This window comes from Streptomyces yongxingensis, from assembly GCF_055597465.1.
The window spans coordinates 8,487,617-8,502,593 of sequence record NZ_CM145717.1; the positions used below are offsets into that span (position 1 = coordinate 8,487,617).

The window sequence follows — 14,977 nt, forward strand, 5'->3', positions numbered from 1 at the left end:
TCTCTCGTACTCGTATGCGGGGAACGGCGGACCGTCCGTCCCGCCTCATGATGCCGACCAGTCGGTATGTAGTCCAGTGGGACTCCGTTCCCGGGCGTACGGGATCGGTGGCGCAGGTGGTGGGGCTACCAGGCCGGCCCAGGTTTCGGGCGACCAGTCCGGACCACCAGGCCGGGGCTACCGCCCCCGCCGCCGCTCGGCCCGCTCCTGGGCTTCGACGACCGCGTCCCCGTACTCCACCGACCAGGCGCCGAGCGCCTCGATCGGCCCCAGCAGGGTCTCTCCGAGCGGGGTCAGCCCGTACTCGACCCGGGGCGGCGCCTCCGCGTACCGGTGCCGCTCCACCAGCCCGTCGTCCTCCAGGCGGCGCAGGGTGTCGTTGAGGACCTTGGCGCTGATGCCGCCGATGGCCTCGCGCAGCTCGCCGGGGCGGCGCGGCCCCTCCCGCAGCCCGAAGATCACGACGGCGGTCCAGGTGCGGGCCAGCAGATCGAAGCCCAGCCGCGCCCGGCAGTCGGCGATGAATCCGTCCGGGGCGGTGGGCGGCGATGTCCTCGCCGGTTCGCTCACTGATGACCTCCTGGCGGCTGTCCTAGCGCATCCGTCGCACACCGCGCGGTGTGCGACGGACTTCCTAGTGTCGCTGCCCTCGGCAAGTGAGAACGACGGGCGAGAACGAGGAGAGACCGCTATGCGGATCGGAGTGCTGGGCACGGGCAATATGGCCGACGCGCTGGGGACCCAGTGGGCGCGGGCGGGCCACGAGCTGCTCATCGGCGGCCGCTCGCGGCCGAAGGCGGAGGCGCTGGCCGCCCGGATCGGCCACGGCGCGCGGGCGGGGAGCTTGCCCGAGGTCGCCGGATTCGGCGAGGTGACGCTGCTGGCGGTGGCGTACGAGGGCGTCGAGGCGGCCCTGGAGGCGGCGGGCGCGGCCGAGGGGACGCTGAGCGGCCGGGCGCTGATCGACTGCACCAACGCGATCGTCCCCGGCCGCTTCACCCTCGCCACGGACGGCGGACCGGGCATGGCCGAGCGGATCGCCGCGCGGGCCGTCGGGGCGCGGGTCGTGAAGGGGTTCTGCCACTGCGCGGACGCGGTCTGGCGGATGACCCCGCCGGTCTTCGCCGACGGCCCGCTGGCGGTCCCGCTGTGCGGGGACGACGAGGGTGCCCTGGAGGCCGTACGGACCCTGGTCCGCGACATGGGCTGCGTACCGCTGGACGCCGGCGGACTGGAGCGGGCCCGCCTGCTGGAGTCCACCGTGGCGTTTCTGCTGGGCTTCTGGTTCGGCGGGGTGGAGCCGCGCGCCGCGCTGCCGCCGCTGGCGGCGCAGGGTCCGGTGTAGCGGGCGGGGGCGGGTGGCGCGGATGGGGTGTGGAGGGGTGCGGAGGGGCGCGGATTTGCGGTGGCGGTGGGTGCGCAGGAGCGTCGAAGGGGAGGAGCGGGCAAGAACACGCCGGGACGGGGAACACGTGAACGAAGCGCGAGCCCACGAAGGAAACCGCGAGCCCGACGAAGGAAGCCGCGAACCCGCGAACGAACCGCGAACCCGCCACGAACCGCGAAGACCGCGAGGAGCGCCACCATGAAGGCCATCAGCTACCGCCGCTACGGCGGCCCCGAGATCCTGGAGTACGGGGAGCGGCCGGAGCCCAAGGTCGGCCCCGACTCCGTGCTGATCAGGGTCAAGGCCGCCGCCGTGAACCCCGTCGACTGGAAGGCGCAGGCCGGATACCTCGAACCGATCCTGGACGCGGTCTTCCCGGTCATCCCCGGCTGGGACGTCGCGGGGGTCGTGGAGCGGCCCGGCCCGGCGGTGACGGAGTTCCAGCCCGGTGACGAGGTGATCGGGTACGTACGGGAGGACTTCCTCTCCCGGGGCACCTGCGCCGAGTACGTGGCCGCGCCCGTCCGCACCCTCGCCCGCAAACCGCGGAACCTCTCCTTCACACAGGCCGCGGGCATCCCACTGGCGGGCCTGACGGCGTACCAGTCGCTGGTGCGGGCGCTGAGGGTCGGCGAGGGCGACACGGTGCTGGTGCACGCGGGGGCGGGCGGGGTCGGCTCGATGGCGGTGCAGTTGGCCCGGCACATGGGGGCGCGGGTGATCGGCACGGCGGGGGAGCGCAACCACGAGTATCTGCGGGCGCTCGGGGCCGAGCCGACCGCGTACGGGGACGGGCTCGCCGACCGGGTCCGCGTCCTCGCCCCGAACGGGGTGGACGCCGTTCTCGACCTCGTCGGCGGCGACGCGCTCGCCGTCTCCTCCGAACTCCTCGCCCCCGAGGGCCGCCTGGCCTCCATCGCCGACCCCGCCGTCCTCGGCCTGGGCGGCCGCTACGTCTTCGTCCGCCCCGACCCCGACGACCTTCAGGACCTCACCGACCTCGCCGAACGCGGCGCCCTCGGCGTGGAGGTCTCCGCGGTCTTCCCCCTCCAGAAGACGGCCGATGCGCAGCGGCTGAGCATGGAGGGCCACGTCAGGGGCAAGATCGCCATCACGGTGGACTGAGCCGAGCGATCTGGGAGCCGGTCCCGCCCCGGCCCGTACCGGATTGACGGGCGAAACAACTGTAACTACCGTGGTTTCAGTTAGAGTGATCCACTCGAGTCAGGAGGGTGAGATGGCGGGCCTCAGCAGCAGGAGCGCGGTCGCGATTCACGCGCTCACCATGCTGGCGTACCGAGGTGGAGGCTCACTGACCTCTGCGGAGATCGCGGAGAGCCTGGCGAGCAATCCGGTTCTCGTGCGGCGCGTCCTCGGCCGCCTGCGGGACTCCGGCCTGGTGTGGTCCACCGAGGGTCGCGGTGGCGGCTGGTCTCTCGCTCGTGCCCCACGGGAGATCACGCTCTACGACGCCTATGCCGCCGTCGAGGACGGGCGAGTCCTGTCGCGGCACGCTCATCCGCCCAGCGACGCGTGCGAGGTCGGACGCAACATCTGCGACGTGCTCGAGGTGGAGTTCCAGGACGCGGAACGGGCCATGGAGGAACGGCTCGGCCGCACGACGATCGCCAGCCTGCTCCGGCACGTGCTGGATGGCGAGCACGAACTCGCGCCGGCGAAGCGCTGACCGAGTGGCGACGGAAGTGCCTTCTCCGTCGTCACCCATACCTAAAATGTAACCACCGTGGTGTCAGTTTGAACGGCCCCGATCAGGAGGGAGAGCGATGACCTATGAACCCGAGGTGATCACGAGGGACGACGTCCGCGAACCCGCGACGTACGACCTCGTCATTCGCCGTGCACACGTCTTCGACGGCCACAGGGCACACGCCGGGCTGTACGACGTCGCCGTCATGGGCGGAGAGATCGCCGCCGTATCGGCGGAGCCGCTGAGGGGTGTCAAGGAGGTGGACGCGGCGGAAGGATGGGTGATGCCGGGCTTGATCGACACACACATCCACTTCTACGACGTGTTCGCGGTATCCGATCCGGAATCGATGCGGCTGTTCGAGGAGAACGAGCTTCCCGGACGGCTTGGCTCCTTCCTCCGGCACGGGATCACCACCATCAAGTCGGTGGGCGATCCGACCGGCGGAATCCTGGACGCGCGGGCCAAGGTCGCCGCGGGCACGCTACGGGGTCCGCGGCTCCTGGCGACCGGCTGCGGCATCACCGGACGGGACGGACATCCCGCGGCCACCGTCTTCAGGGGCAATCCCTGGGCCCGCGCACGGTTTACGGGCGAGATCGACAGCGTGCGGCAGATGCGTGATCTGGTGCACCATCTGGCCGACCGCAAGGTGGACGCGATCAAACTCCTGTCGGAAGGTGCGTGCGCGCACTCCGGCTCACCCACGTACGTCTGGCACATACCGGCTTTCCCGGAGGCTGTCGAGCTTGTGCGGCTCCCCCTCGATTTCCTTCGCGCGGGAATCGAAACCGGGCACGAGCGCGGTCTCAGGGTGACCGTGCACACGACCCAGCAGGTCGCGGCGCGCGAAGCGATCGAAGCCGGCGCCGACGGCCTGGAGCACGGTGTGACGGTCGAGCCCATCACCGATGACTCGCTCATCGATCTGATGCTTGAGCGCGACGTCACCTACACGCCGACGCTCTGGGCCCACGACGCGAGCCATCCCGACGCTCGGGGCAACGTCAAGAAGGTCGCCGACGCCGGTGTGAGCATCGCCCTGGGCAGCGACACCTTCAGTGGCCGGGGTCAGTTCGGGGCGAACACACTGGAAGAGGCCGAGCTGATGGTGGCGGCGGGGATGACACCCGTCCAGTCGCTTGTCGCAGGCACCAGCGGCGCGGCGCGGCAGTGCGTCCGCCCCGATCTCGGCGCGGTGGCGCCCGGCAAGCGTGCCGACCTGATCGTGCTGAACGCCGACCCCACCCAGGACATCAGCAACCTTCGCGAACTCGGCATGACGATCCTGAACGGCGAGATCGTCTACGAGTGCTAGCCGTACCCCCAAGGCGCCGCCCGATCCCGCATGGGCCGCACCGCGTGGGGCCGGCGTGCGCGCCGGCGCGGCTGGGCCCGGGGCGGAGCCCGGTGGGGTCGAGGGGCGGAGCCCCTCGTATCGGGAAGGGGCGGGGCGGGGAGCTTCGCCCGCCGCAGGCGTCCCCGGGCCGCACTCGTGCCCCCGGCTCCAGCCGGCCGGGCCCCGCCCCCGGCCCGGCCGGCCCTATCGCAGTGTCGCCGCTCCCAGGGCGGCCAAGGCGACCGTGCAGACCACCGCGGCCGCGGCCGCCCGCGGGGACAGGGCGGGCGGCCGGGGCGCGTGCATGGCCCGGATGCGGTGGTGGGCCAGGGCCAGGAAGGCCAGCCAGACCAGCACCACCAGGGCCAGGACCACGAGCGAGACCGGGTCGATACCGCTGTGCAGCGTCTGCCGGCCCGCGAGCGAGGCGGCCACCGCGCACGCCAGCGTCGTACGCCGCCACGCCAGCCGCGTCCGCTCCGGCTGGAGGCCGGGGTCCCGGTCCCGCGTTCGGGATCCGTCGGTCCCTTTCCCCTCCGGCATCGCCTCACACCTCCCCGCTCACCCACCCCACCCGAAGGCGGCCACGATCACCATCAGCAGTGCGACCACCCCGACCGCGAGCCCCAGCACGATCGGGAAGCGGGACGTCGGCAGGTCCTCGCCGCGCCGCATGGCCCGCTCGCAGCGCACCCAGTGGCTGATGGCCCGCAGGGCGCACAGCGCGCCGCCCGCCAGCAGGATGAGCGCCAGCGCGAGCCGCAGCGGGCGGCCGGTCTCCGGGAGGAACTGGTCGACCGCGAACCCGCCGCCCACCAGCGCCATCGCGGTGCGCAGCCACGCCAAGAAGGTCCGTTCGTTGGCGAGCGAGAAGCGGTAGTCGGGGGTGCTGCCCTCCGCCCGCAGCCGTTCGGGCGCGAACCACAGCCGGACGTCCGAGACCGCTGAGGTGTGGCCCGCCCCGCGCGGCTCGGTACGGCGGGAAGGCTCCGAGGGTCCGGAAGAATCCGTCACTTTCCGACCTTCTCACGGCGCCACTCCACCAGCCGCCGGTACGCCTCCCACCCGTCCGGCACCCACTCCCACTCCGGCAGCCGTCGCGTCAGCTCCTCCTCGGTGAGAAACGCGTGCCAGGCGACCTCCTCGGCCTGCGGATCGACCGGCAGCTCGCAGCGCACCTCGTAGACCCGGCTCCACCACGTGTGCTCGGGCGTCTCGTAGAGGAAGGAGAACAGCGGTACGGGCGCGGGCAGCCCCCGCACCCCCAGCTCCTCCTCCGCCTCGCGCAGCGCCGCCTCGTCGTAGCCCTCGCCCGCGCCGACGACCCCGCCGACGAACATGTCGTACAGCGAGGGGAAGACCAGCTTCTCGGCGGTGCGGCGATGGACGAAGATCCGGCCCTGGGCGTCCCGCGCCTGGATGAAGACGCAGCGGTGGCGGAGCCGGTGGGCCATGGCGTCACCGCGTCGGGCCTGGCCCACCACGCGGTCCCGCTCGTCCACGATGTCCAGCAGTTCGTCGGCGGAAAGCGGTTCCTGATCAGGCATACCGCCATACAAGCAGATCGTGGGCGCGGTCAGCGCCGGTGGCCACCGCCGTAGCCGCCCCCGTACTCGCCCCCATAGCCGCCGCCGTAGCCGTTCCCCCCGCCGTTCCCGTACCCGCCGCCGTAGCCGTCCCCGTGACCGCCGCCCTGGCCCTGGCCCGGCCCCGGCCCGTACGGCCCGGAGCCGCCGTCCTCACCGCGCTGCCTCGCCTGCTGCTCGGCCCAGCGGTCGAACGCCTCCACCGCGTCCTGCCAGTCGTCGTCACTCCCCGGCCCCCGGGACGACCAGCCCGGCCAGGACGGCGTCGAGCGGCCCTTGCCGGACGGCGGCGTCCGGGGCTTGTCCTGCGCGGAGGTGTCGGCCGCCGGGGCCTGCGACGCCGGCGGCGCGGCTGCGGGCTGCTGCGGCTCGGGCTTCTCGGCGCGCGCGCCGCGTAACGGGGTCTCGCCCGCCGCCGACTCGGCGTACGGGACGGCACGGCCCTCCGGCTCGTCCGGGGCGGCCGACGAGCTGTCGTGTCCGGGGGCGGCCGTCGCCTGGCGGGCGTCCTTGCCCATGAGCATGAAGAGCGCGGTGGCCGCGCCGGTGGCCGACAGCAGAATCGCCCCGGCGGCCGCCTTGCGCCGGTTGTCCACCGGGCGGCGGCGGGCGTGCCGGGGTCCGATCACCTCGCCGCGGAGCACTTGTGGTGCCTCGTCCGCGGACGGCCCGGCTTCGAGGGGCTGTGGGCCGGGCGTCACGAGCGTCGGGTTCACCACACGACGTTCGACATCGGGCCTCGGCCCTGAGTGCTCAACGGAGCGGTCAGCCATGGTCGATGATGATGCCCGCTTGGCCGAACCGTGTCCAATGTCGGTGAACGATTGTGACCTTTTGTTCCACGCCCAGGTTTCACGGAGGGAGTTGACGAGCCGGAACGGGTCGGCACCGGCCCGGAAACCGCTCCCATGCCCCGGGTTGACGCCGTACTGGCCGGTAGGCAGGATCGCGGTCATGACGCCGCCGGCACACCGTCGGCACACCGGGGCGGGCGTCGGCGGGCTCACGAGAACGGGACACCACACCATGGCGTACGACGCGGATGTGATCGTGGTCGGCGCGGGGCTCGCGGGCCTCGCGGCCACCGCCGAACTGGCCGACGCCGGCCGTAAGGTGATCCTGCTCGACCAGGAGCCCGAGCAGTCGCTCGGCGGCCAGGCCCACTGGTCCTTCGGCGGCCTCTTCCTCGTCGACTCGCCCGAGCAGCGCCGCCTGCGCATCCGCGACAGCCGCGAACTCGCCTGGCAGGACTGGCTGGGCACGGCCGGGTTCGACCGCGAGGAGGACCACTGGCCGCGCCGCTGGGCCGAGGCGTACGTGGACTTCGCGGCGGGCGAGAAGCGGTCCTGGCTGCACGCCCAGGGGCTGCGGCTGTTCCCGCTCGTCGGCTGGGCCGAGCGCGGCGGCTACGACGCGACCGGGCACGGCAACTCCGTGCCCCGCTTCCACATCACCTGGGGCACCGGCCCCGGTATCGTCGCCCCCTTCGAGCGGCGGGTGCGGGCGGCCGCCGCCCGCGGCCTGGTCGAGCTGCGCTTCCGGCACCGGGTGACGGGGCTGGCCCGCAGCGCGGGCGCGGTCGACACCGTCACCGGCGACATCCTGGAGCCGAGCCGGGCCGAGCGCGGCACCTCCAGTAGCCGCGAGGTCACCGGCGCCTTCGAACTGCGCGCCCAAGCCGTGATCATCACCTCCGGCGGCATCGGCGGCAACCACGACCTCGTCCGCGCCAACTGGCCCGAGCGGCTCGGCTCCCCGCCCGAGCGGATGATCTCCGGGGTTCCGGCCCATGTGGACGGCCATATGCTCGGCATCGCCGAGGGGGCCGGCGGACGGATCATCAACCGCGACCGGATGTGGCACTACACCGAGGGCATCCAGAACTGGGACCCGATCTGGCCCCGGCACGGCATCCGCATCCTGCCCGGCCCGTCGTCCCTGTGGTTCGACGCGCGCGGCAAGCGGTTGCCGGTGCCGCTGTTCCCCGGCTTCGACACCCTCGGCACGCTCGAGCACATCATGCGGACCGGCTACGACTACACCTGGTTCGTGCTCACCCGGAAGATCATCGAGAAGGAGTTCGCGCTCTCCGGCTCCGAGCAGAACCCGGACCTCACCGGCAAGAGCGTCCGCGACGTGATCGGCCGTGGGCGGGCCGGGGCCCCGGGCCCGGTCCAGGCGTTCATGGACCACGGCGCGGACTTCATCGTCGAGCGGTCGCTGCCGGCGCTGGTCCGGCGGATGAACGAGCTCACCAAGGAGCCGCTCATCGACGAGGCCGAACTGCGCCGGGAGATCGTCGCCCGGGACCGCGAGATCGCCAACCCGTACACCAAGGACCTCCAGGTCACCGCCCTGCGCGGGACCCGCAAGTACATCGCCGACCGGCTCATCCGCACCGCCGCCCCGCACCGGATCCTCGACCCCAAGGCGGGCCCGCTGATCGCCGTGCGGCTGCACATCCTGACCCGCAAGACCCTCGGCGGCCTCGAGACGGACCTCTCCTCCCGCGTCCTGACCGAGGGCGGCGAACCGCTGCCCGGTGTCTACGCGGCCGGGGAGGCGGCGGGCTTCGGCGGCGGGGGAGTGCACGGCTACCGCTCCCTGGAGGGCACGTTCCTGGGCGGCTGCCTCTTCTCGGGCCGTACGGCGGGCCGCGCGGCGGCCGAGGCGGTGGGGTAGTAACGGCGTAACCCCTCGTACGCCGCCGGTCCCCGGAGTCTTACCGAAGTCTGACGAATCCCGGCAGGAGATGGCGCACCGCCCCCGCCCGGTGCTCTCATCGATCCATGGACCCCAACACCGGTGCCGGACCCGACGGCCACGGCACGCCCGTCGGCCGGCGCCTCGTCCTCGGCATGCTCGGCCTCGGCGCGGGCGCGATGGCCGCGGCCCCCTGGCTGCAGGGCCGGCTGGAGACCGCCCTGGGCGCGGTGGCCGACAAGGACCCGACGGGGGTGACCGGACTCCTCCCCAACGGCGGCGGCTTCCGCTACTACTCCGTCACCTCCTCCGTGCCCCACAAGGACGCCGGCTCCTACCGCCTCACCGTCGACGGACTCGTCGACGAGCCCGGCGCGTACCGCCTCGCCGATCTGCGCGCGCTGCCGCAGACCCGCCTGGTGCGCGACGTCCAGTGCGTCACCGGCTGGCGGGTGCCCGAAACCCCGTTCGAGGGAGTGCGGCTGTCGGCGCTGCTCGACGCCGCCGGGGTGCGCCGAGAGGCCAAGGCGGTCCGCTTCACCTGCTTCGACGGCGCGTACAGCGAGAGCCTGACCCTCGAGCAGGCGCGGCGGCCGGACGTGCTGGTGGCGCTGAAGCTGCGGGACAAGCCGCTCGGCCACTCCCACGGCGGGCCGGTGCGGCTGTATGTGGCGCCGATGTACTTCTACAAGTCGGCGAAGTGGCTCTCCGGCATCACCGTCACCGATGAGGTGCGGCCCGGCTATTGGGAGGAGCGGGGCTATGACGTCGACGCCTGGGTCGGCAGGTCGAACGGACGCGACGATGACCCCACCGCCTGAGGAGGCGATGGCGCCGGCGCGGCGGGCCGACGACCGGGACGGCGGCTCCCGGGTGCTCCGGTTCAGCCCCGCCGAGCGCTGGATCCACCGCACCACGGCCCTCCTGCTGGGCGCGTGTGTGCTCAGCGCGGCCTGTCTCTATCTGCCCGCGCTCGCCGAACTCGTCGGCCGGCGCGCGCTCGTCGTCACCGTCCATGAGTGGACCGGCATCCTGACGCCCCTCCCGGCCCTGCTCGGCCTCGTCTCCCGCGCCTTCCGCGCCGATCTCACCCGCCTCAACCGCTTCGGCCCGCACGACCGCCGCTGGCTGCGCGCGGCGCTGCGGCGCGACCACCGGCCCCAGGAGCGCCCGGCGGGGAAGTTCAACGCCGGGCAGAAGCTGTACGCGGGGTACATCTCGGGGGCGGTGCTGGTGATGGCGGGAACCGGGCTGCTGATGTGGTTCACCGGTCTGGCCCCGCTGGTGTGGCGCACCAGCGCGACCTTCGTCCACGACTGGCTGGCGCTGGCCATCGGCATCGTCCTGCTCGGCCACATCGGCAAGGCGCTCGCCGATCCGGAGGCCCGGCGCGGGATGCGCACGGGCCGGGTCGAGCGGGCGTGGGCGGCCCGGGAGCACCCCCTGTGGCGTACGGACGAGGACGCGCGGGAGCGCCGAGACCGCTGAGGGCGCGCGGGGGCGCCAAGATCGCTGAGGACGCGCGGGGGCGCCGAGGGCGCCGGGGACACCCGGGACGGCCACCCGGACCGGGGTGTGGGGCCCCAAACCGGTGGCCACGAACGCCGCGTCCGCCGATCCCGTGACACCCGGTGCCATGATGCGTCGCATGCGAGAGAAAGGCGCAAGAACGACCGTTATGCGGCTTTGGCTGCATGTCGCCGTATGCCTCGCGGTGATGCTCCCGTTGAGTGGATGCCGCATGTTCGAGTCCCCGCTGCGGCGCGGCGGGCTCTGGGTGAACCCGGACAGCCCCGCCGCGCGGCAGGCTCATGAGCGAGAACACGAGGGAAAGAACGGCGACGCCGCGCTCATCCGGCAGATCGCCCAGCAGCCGGTCGCCGAATGGTTCGGCCCGGCGCCGCCCCGGGAACGGGCCCGCTCCATCACCGAATCGGCGGCGCGAACCGGGTCCACCCCCGTCCTGGTGGCCTATCACATCCCGTACCGCGACTGCGGGCGGTACTCGGCGGGCGGGGCGCGGAACCGCACGGCCTACCGGTGGTGGATCGAACAGTTCACCCTCGGGATCGGCGATCGCAAGGCGATCGTCGTCCTGGAGCCCGACGCGGTGGCCCAGCTCGTCGACGGCTGTGTGCCGCGCAGGCTGCGCAAGGCCCGGCTGGAGATGCTCCGCGACGCGGTCGCCCTGTTCGCCGCGCTGCCTCAGGTCCGGGTGTATCTGGACGCGGGGAACCCGGGCTGGATCAAGAATCCCGCCCGGCTGGTGCGGCCGCTGCGCGAGGCCGGTATCGAGCAGGCGGACGGCTTCGCGCTGAACGTCTCCAACTTCCAGCCGACCCGGCGCACCAAGGCGTACGGCCACCGGCTCTCCACCGCCCTCGACAAAGCCCACTTCATCATCGACACCAGCCGCAACGGCAACGGTCCGCTGCGGGCCCGCGGCGCGGCCCGGCACGGCATCCGGGCGCGGGACTCCTGGTGCAACCCGCCGGGGCGGGCGCTGGGCGAGCCGCCCAGCACCCACACCGGGGACCCCCTCGTGGACGCCTATCTGTGGATCAAACGGCCCGGGGAGTCCGACGGCACCTGCAACGGCGGCCCTCCGGCGGGTCACTGGTGGACCAAGTACGCCCTCGACCTGGCCCGCAACGCCCCCCACCGCCACTGAGCGCTCCGCTGGACGTGCCCTGACCCGCCGTCAATCGGCCGCGGCGCCGTTGTGGCCGGTCGCCCACGCGGCGGAGCCGCACATCGACACCGCCGCGGCGGAGCCCACATCGACACCGCCCCGCGCCCCTTCGGGGCGCCTCTCCTTCGGTGTCGCGCAGGGGCTGGCCGCGTCGCGCGCCGTCGGCACCGTGCCACGCGCCGGACGCTTCCGGCCGCGGCGCAGCAGCCCCACCGACCAGATCGCCACCGGAGCCAGACACAGGGCCAGGGCGAGCACCGCCCAGGTCCGCATCACCGCATGGGTGTGCCCCAGGAAGAACGAGCCGGTCAGCGAGGAGCCGAAGACCCCCGCCCACAGCAGATGGATACGGAACGTGGAGAGCCGGTCGGGGCTGGACGAGTCGCCCTTGGGCGTGACCACGAACCGGCTGGTGCGCCGCAGCACCGCGTCGCACAGCGACTTGGCGTAGATCGGGGCGGACAGCGCCGAGAGCAGCATCCCGGCCAGCCCGCCGGAGCCCTCCGGCTCGTGCGGGGAGACGTTGTGCCGCCGGTTCCAGATGTACAGCCCGATCTGGAGCATCGCCGCGTCGCTGTAGAGCATCATCCACATCTCGGCCGGGATGTGGATCCCGGCGGCGCCCAGCACCAGGAACAGCGCGCACGACAGCGCGGAGAGGAGCCAGTTGACCGCGGTCATCGGGTAGTACGCGATCATCAGCGAGTAGTTCAGCAGCTTGCCCGGCGACAGGGTGAACGGGCCCTTCCAGAACTGCTTGAGCACGGTCTCGTAGGTGCCGCGGCTCCACCGCATCTGCTGGGTGAAGAAGTCCGTCCAGGTGCTCGGCCCCTCGCCGACAGCGAGCACATCGGGGGTGTAGACCGAGCGCCACTTCTTCCCGGTCGCCGGGTTGCGGTGGCGGTGCAGCTCGAAACCGGTGGCCATGTCCTCGGTGATCGAGTCGTACAGCCCGCCGATCGAGCGCAGCGCGCTGATCCGCACCGCGTTGTTGGTGCCCACGAACATCGGGCCGCCATAGGCGTTTCCGGCCCGCTGGATCAGCGCGTGAAAAAGGAACTGCTGGCTTTCGGCGGCCTTGGTGACCGGAGTGTCGTAATTCCCGTAGACCTGCGGACCGACGACGAAGGCGATATCCGGATCCCGGAAGTAACCCAGCATGCGCTCCAGGAAGTTGGGCAGCGGCACATGGTCGGTGTCCACACACGCCATGAATTCATAACCGTCGCCGTGCGCGTCCAGCCAGGCGTTGTAATTCCCGTGCTTGGTCCTCGCCCGGAAAGCGCCCTTCGGCTGATTCCACTTCTCGATGCCCTTGCGCGAGAAGTGCCGTACGCCCAGCCGTTCGCACAGCGCCTTGACCTCGTCGTCGTCCCCCTCGTCGAGCAGCCAGACGTCCAGCGGCCCGGTGTGCCGGATCCGCACCGCCCCCTCCAGCGTGGCCCGGACCATCGCGATCGGCTCCTTCCCGGGCACGAAGCTGGTCAGGAACGCCACGCGGGTCCCAGGCGTGGCCACCACCGGCACCGGATCCCGCGCCACCAGCGTGGCATGGGCGTTGGAGACGACCGTGAACAGGCGAAACCCCTCGATCAGCGCGATCGAGACCAGCATCGCGAGGTCCGCCGCCCGCTGCCACCCCGGCGCGTAGTCGCGCTCCACCCAGTGGTCCGGGTGCAGCAGCCACAGCAGCAGCACCGCCGAGCACACCGGTGCCGCGCACAGCAGCAGCGCGGCGCGGAACCGGTGCGGCTCCTGCGCCAGCAGGCTCCGGCAGCGCACCCGGTAGGGGCGGTCCGCGGGGGCCTTGGTCAGCGGGCCCGCCAGCTCGCTGTACCGCTTGTACTCGTACGCCGGGGCGGGACGGTGGTGCGGGACGCGGGAATCCGACGCGGTACGCGCGGGCGGCGGCCCGGCTACGGCGCGTGCGGTGGTTTTCCGGGGGGAATCTCTGACGGGGGTCGGTGCAGACATCTGGGCACTCCCGCGGGGCTGGCTCGAACCGAATGTCGCGCCACGATGACCCATACGGGCCATATTCTTCAGGTCATCGCGCGAGATGAGAAGGTAACAATCCCATGGGGCATGAGCGTGCACATCGGATATTCGGCGCGCCTTTGTTGACGGTCCGTAAGGCATCCACTCCGACGGCCCAGCGGCGCGCGTCTTACGTGATTTACATCCCGCCGTCTGGCAGGGTCGGCACCGATCGAAGCCCATCGGAATACGGAGGATGGGGCGCAGTCGCCCGATGAGAGTCCTGCACATCATCTCCCGCCTCGGGGCCGGAGGAGCCGAACAGCAACTGCGGCTGCTGCTGCGCCATATGCCGGTGCGCTGTGACGTCATCGCCCTCTCGGGCCCCGGCGCCACCGCGCACGGCATTCGCGCGGACGGCATCCCGGTCACCCATCTGCCTCTGGACGGCCGGCGCGAGCGGCAGTTCACCACCGTGCCCAGGCTGGTGCGGATCATCCGGTCCGGCGGCTACGACCTGGTGCACACCCATCTGTACCGGGCATGTGTGCTCGGCCGGATCGCCGCCCGGCTGGCCGGGGTGCGGGCGGTGATCGCCACCGAACACAGCCTGGGCGAGCGGCGGATCGACGGCCGTCCGCTCAACGGCGCCCTCCGCGCCCGCTATCTCGCCGCCGAGCGGCTGGGCTCGGCGACCGTCGCCGTCTCGGCGGCCGTGGCGGACCGGCTGCGCGACTGGGGCGTGCCCAACCGCCGGATCCATCTGGTGCCCAACGGGATCGACGCCCGTCACTTCCGCTTCGAGCCGACCGCCCGGGCGGCCGCCCGCGCCCGCCTCGGCATCCCCGACCGGGCCTTCGTGGTGGGCGGGGTGGGCCGGCTGGTGGCGGACAAGCGGTTCGACACGGCGGTGCGGGCCGTCGCCGAGGTGCCGGACGCCCGGCTGCTGCTGGTCGGCGAGGGCCCCGAGCGCCCCGCCCTGGAGGACCTGGCCGCCCGGCTCGGCGTGGCCGACCGGGTCCGGCTGCTGGGGGAGCGCGACGGCGCGGTCGGCCCGGCCGACGACCGGCCCGCGGGGCTGCCCGCGCTGCTGGCCGCCATGGACGTCCTGGTCTCGCCGTCCGCCGAGGAGGCGTTCGGCCTCGCGGCACTGGAGGGGCTCGCGGCCGGGCTGCCGGTGCTGCACACCGTCTGCCCCGCCCTCGACGAACTCCCCGACGGCGCCGCGCCCGGCGCCCGCCGTATCGCCCCCGGCCCGGCCGCCCTCGCCGCCGCCCTGCGCGCGCAGGGCGCCCAGGGGCCCCTGCGCTTCCCGGTCCCGGACGCCGTCGACCGCTACGACATCGCCCGCGGCGCCCGCCGTCTGATGGACCTCTACGACCGCACCACCACCTGCGGCCCGGACGGCTGCCTGCGGGTGCCGCCCGTCAGCCGCATGCCGCGGCGCGGCGCCCCCGCGGGCTGAGCGGGCCTCCGCGCCCTGCCGCCCCGGCGTGCGCCCCTCGCGGTTCGCGTCCGGCCGTGCCGGCTGTCCCGCCGCGCGGTCGGCCGCACCACGGCCCGCGGGTGTCGCCCGCCAACCCCC

At 72.9% G+C, this 14,977-nt stretch carries 15 protein-coding genes; 9 read left to right on the top strand and 6 right to left on the bottom strand.

Going from position 1 to position 14,977, the window contains the following annotated elements; genetic code table 11:
• Positions 1-177: 177 nt before the first annotated feature.
• The gene (locus tag ACZ6TD_RS36405) at positions 178-570 is read right to left on the bottom strand and encodes a winged helix-turn-helix transcriptional regulator (RefSeq protein ID WP_471344929.1); all 393 of its coding nucleotides are present in this window, start codon (positions 568-570) and stop codon (positions 178-180) included.
• 121 nt (positions 571-691) lie between these two features.
• Here ACZ6TD_RS36405 and ACZ6TD_RS36410 point away from each other — a divergent pair, with 121 nt between their 5' ends.
• The 4 genes from ACZ6TD_RS36410 to ACZ6TD_RS36425 all read left to right on the top strand — a co-directional run bounded on the left by ACZ6TD_RS36410 (position 692) and on the right by ACZ6TD_RS36425 (position 4,413).
• Positions 692-1,345, top strand: a complete 654-nt coding sequence (locus ACZ6TD_RS36410) for an NADPH-dependent F420 reductase (RefSeq protein ID WP_471344932.1) — start codon at positions 692-694, stop codon at positions 1,343-1,345.
• A gap of 240 nt (positions 1,346-1,585) precedes the next feature.
• Complete coding sequence (locus ACZ6TD_RS36415) at positions 1,586-2,512, top strand: NADP-dependent oxidoreductase (RefSeq protein WP_471344933.1); 927 nt, start codon at positions 1,586-1,588, stop codon at positions 2,510-2,512.
• Positions 2,513-2,624: 112 nt separating this feature from the next.
• A complete protein-coding gene (locus tag ACZ6TD_RS36420; protein WP_471344935.1) occupies positions 2,625-3,074 on the top strand; it encodes an Rrf2 family transcriptional regulator in 450 nt (149 codons plus the stop codon).
• A 97-nt stretch (positions 3,075-3,171) separates the two neighbouring features.
• Positions 3,172-4,413 carry an amidohydrolase family protein gene (locus ACZ6TD_RS36425; RefSeq protein WP_471344937.1) on the top strand — a complete coding sequence of 414 codons (1,242 nt, stop codon included), beginning with the start codon at positions 3,172-3,174 and terminating at the stop codon, positions 4,411-4,413.
• Between the two features lie 225 nt (positions 4,414-4,638).
• On the opposite strand, the gene ACZ6TD_RS36430 is transcribed toward ACZ6TD_RS36425, so the two are convergent.
• The 4 genes from ACZ6TD_RS36430 to ACZ6TD_RS36445 form a co-directional block, all read right to left on the bottom strand.
• Positions 4,639-4,977 carry a DUF202 domain-containing protein gene (locus tag ACZ6TD_RS36430; protein WP_471344939.1) on the bottom strand — a complete coding sequence of 113 codons (339 nt, stop codon included), beginning with the start codon at positions 4,975-4,977 and terminating at the stop codon, positions 4,639-4,641.
• 18 nt (positions 4,978-4,995) lie between these two features.
• Entirely contained in the window at positions 4,996-5,361 is a 366-nt protein-coding gene (locus tag ACZ6TD_RS36435) for a YidH family protein (RefSeq protein ID WP_471358364.1), read from the bottom strand.
• Between the two features lie 83 nt (positions 5,362-5,444).
• Complete coding sequence (locus ACZ6TD_RS36440) at positions 5,445-5,981, bottom strand: NUDIX domain-containing protein (protein ID WP_471344941.1); 537 nt, start codon at positions 5,979-5,981, stop codon at positions 5,445-5,447.
• Between the two features lie 29 nt (positions 5,982-6,010).
• Entirely contained in the window at positions 6,011-6,736 is a 726-nt protein-coding gene (locus ACZ6TD_RS36445) for a hypothetical protein (protein WP_471344943.1), read from the bottom strand.
• 310 nt (positions 6,737-7,046) lie between these two features.
• Here ACZ6TD_RS36445 and ACZ6TD_RS36450 point away from each other — a divergent pair, with 310 nt between their 5' ends.
• The 4 genes from ACZ6TD_RS36450 to ACZ6TD_RS36465 all read left to right on the top strand — a co-directional run bounded on the left by ACZ6TD_RS36450 (position 7,047) and on the right by ACZ6TD_RS36465 (position 11,394).
• Positions 7,047-8,702 carry an FAD-binding dehydrogenase gene (locus ACZ6TD_RS36450; protein WP_471358366.1) on the top strand — a complete coding sequence of 552 codons (1,656 nt, stop codon included), beginning with the start codon at positions 7,047-7,049 and terminating at the stop codon, positions 8,700-8,702.
• A 107-nt stretch (positions 8,703-8,809) separates the two neighbouring features.
• Positions 8,810-9,544 carry a molybdopterin-dependent oxidoreductase gene (locus ACZ6TD_RS36455; protein ID WP_471344945.1) on the top strand — a complete coding sequence of 245 codons (735 nt, stop codon included), beginning with the start codon at positions 8,810-8,812 and terminating at the stop codon, positions 9,542-9,544.
• Positions 9,528-10,211: a cytochrome b/b6 domain-containing protein gene (locus ACZ6TD_RS36460; protein ID WP_471344946.1), complete on the top strand. Its 684-nt coding sequence runs from the start codon at positions 9,528-9,530 to the stop codon at positions 10,209-10,211. The genes ACZ6TD_RS36455 and ACZ6TD_RS36460 overlap by 17 nt, the downstream gene beginning before the upstream one ends.
• A gap of 160 nt (positions 10,212-10,371) precedes the next feature.
• Positions 10,372-11,394 (top strand): glycoside hydrolase family 6 protein, encoded by a 1,023-nt coding sequence (locus ACZ6TD_RS36465; protein WP_471344948.1) that lies wholly within the window; start codon positions 10,372-10,374, stop codon positions 11,392-11,394.
• A gap of 30 nt (positions 11,395-11,424) precedes the next feature.
• Here the strand turns inward: ACZ6TD_RS36465 and ACZ6TD_RS36470 are convergent, their stop codons facing one another.
• Positions 11,425-13,389: a glycosyltransferase family 2 protein gene (locus ACZ6TD_RS36470; protein ID WP_471344950.1), complete on the bottom strand. Its 1,965-nt coding sequence runs from the start codon at positions 13,387-13,389 to the stop codon at positions 11,425-11,427.
• A gap of 277 nt (positions 13,390-13,666) precedes the next feature.
• Between ACZ6TD_RS36470 and ACZ6TD_RS36475 the strand changes: the two genes are divergently transcribed.
• On the top strand, positions 13,667-14,857 hold the full coding sequence (locus tag ACZ6TD_RS36475) for a glycosyltransferase (protein WP_471344951.1): 1,191 nt from the start codon (positions 13,667-13,669) through the stop codon (positions 14,855-14,857).
• Positions 14,858-14,977 lie beyond the last annotated feature (120 nt).

Excerpts from the sequence above, each read along its gene's own strand:
- ACZ6TD_RS36440 (WP_471344941.1), bottom strand. The coding sequence starts at position 5,981 with ATGCCTGATCAGGAACCGCTTTCCGCCGACGAACTGCTGGACATCGTG.
- ACZ6TD_RS36465 (WP_471344948.1), top strand. The coding sequence starts at position 10,372 with ATGCGAGAGAAAGGCGCAAGAACGACCGTTATGCGGCTTTGGCTGCAT.
- ACZ6TD_RS36455 (WP_471344945.1), top strand. The coding sequence starts at position 8,810 with ATGGACCCCAACACCGGTGCCGGACCCGACGGCCACGGCACGCCCGTC.
- ACZ6TD_RS36425 (WP_471344937.1), top strand. The coding sequence starts at position 3,172 with ATGACCTATGAACCCGAGGTGATCACGAGGGACGACGTCCGCGAACCC.
- ACZ6TD_RS36475 (WP_471344951.1), top strand. The coding sequence starts at position 13,667 with ATGAGAGTCCTGCACATCATCTCCCGCCTCGGGGCCGGAGGAGCCGAA.
- ACZ6TD_RS36415 (WP_471344933.1), top strand. The coding sequence starts at position 1,586 with ATGAAGGCCATCAGCTACCGCCGCTACGGCGGCCCCGAGATCCTGGAG.
- ACZ6TD_RS36420 (WP_471344935.1), top strand. The coding sequence starts at position 2,625 with ATGGCGGGCCTCAGCAGCAGGAGCGCGGTCGCGATTCACGCGCTCACC.
- ACZ6TD_RS36470 (WP_471344950.1), bottom strand. The coding sequence starts at position 13,389 with ATGTCTGCACCGACCCCCGTCAGAGATTCCCCCCGGAAAACCACCGCA.
- ACZ6TD_RS36450 (WP_471358366.1), top strand. The coding sequence starts at position 7,047 with ATGGCGTACGACGCGGATGTGATCGTGGTCGGCGCGGGGCTCGCGGGC.
- ACZ6TD_RS36460 (WP_471344946.1), top strand. The coding sequence starts at position 9,528 with ATGACCCCACCGCCTGAGGAGGCGATGGCGCCGGCGCGGCGGGCCGAC.
- ACZ6TD_RS36430 (WP_471344939.1), bottom strand. The coding sequence starts at position 4,977 with ATGCCGGAGGGGAAAGGGACCGACGGATCCCGAACGCGGGACCGGGAC.
- ACZ6TD_RS36410 (WP_471344932.1), top strand. The coding sequence starts at position 692 with ATGCGGATCGGAGTGCTGGGCACGGGCAATATGGCCGACGCGCTGGGG.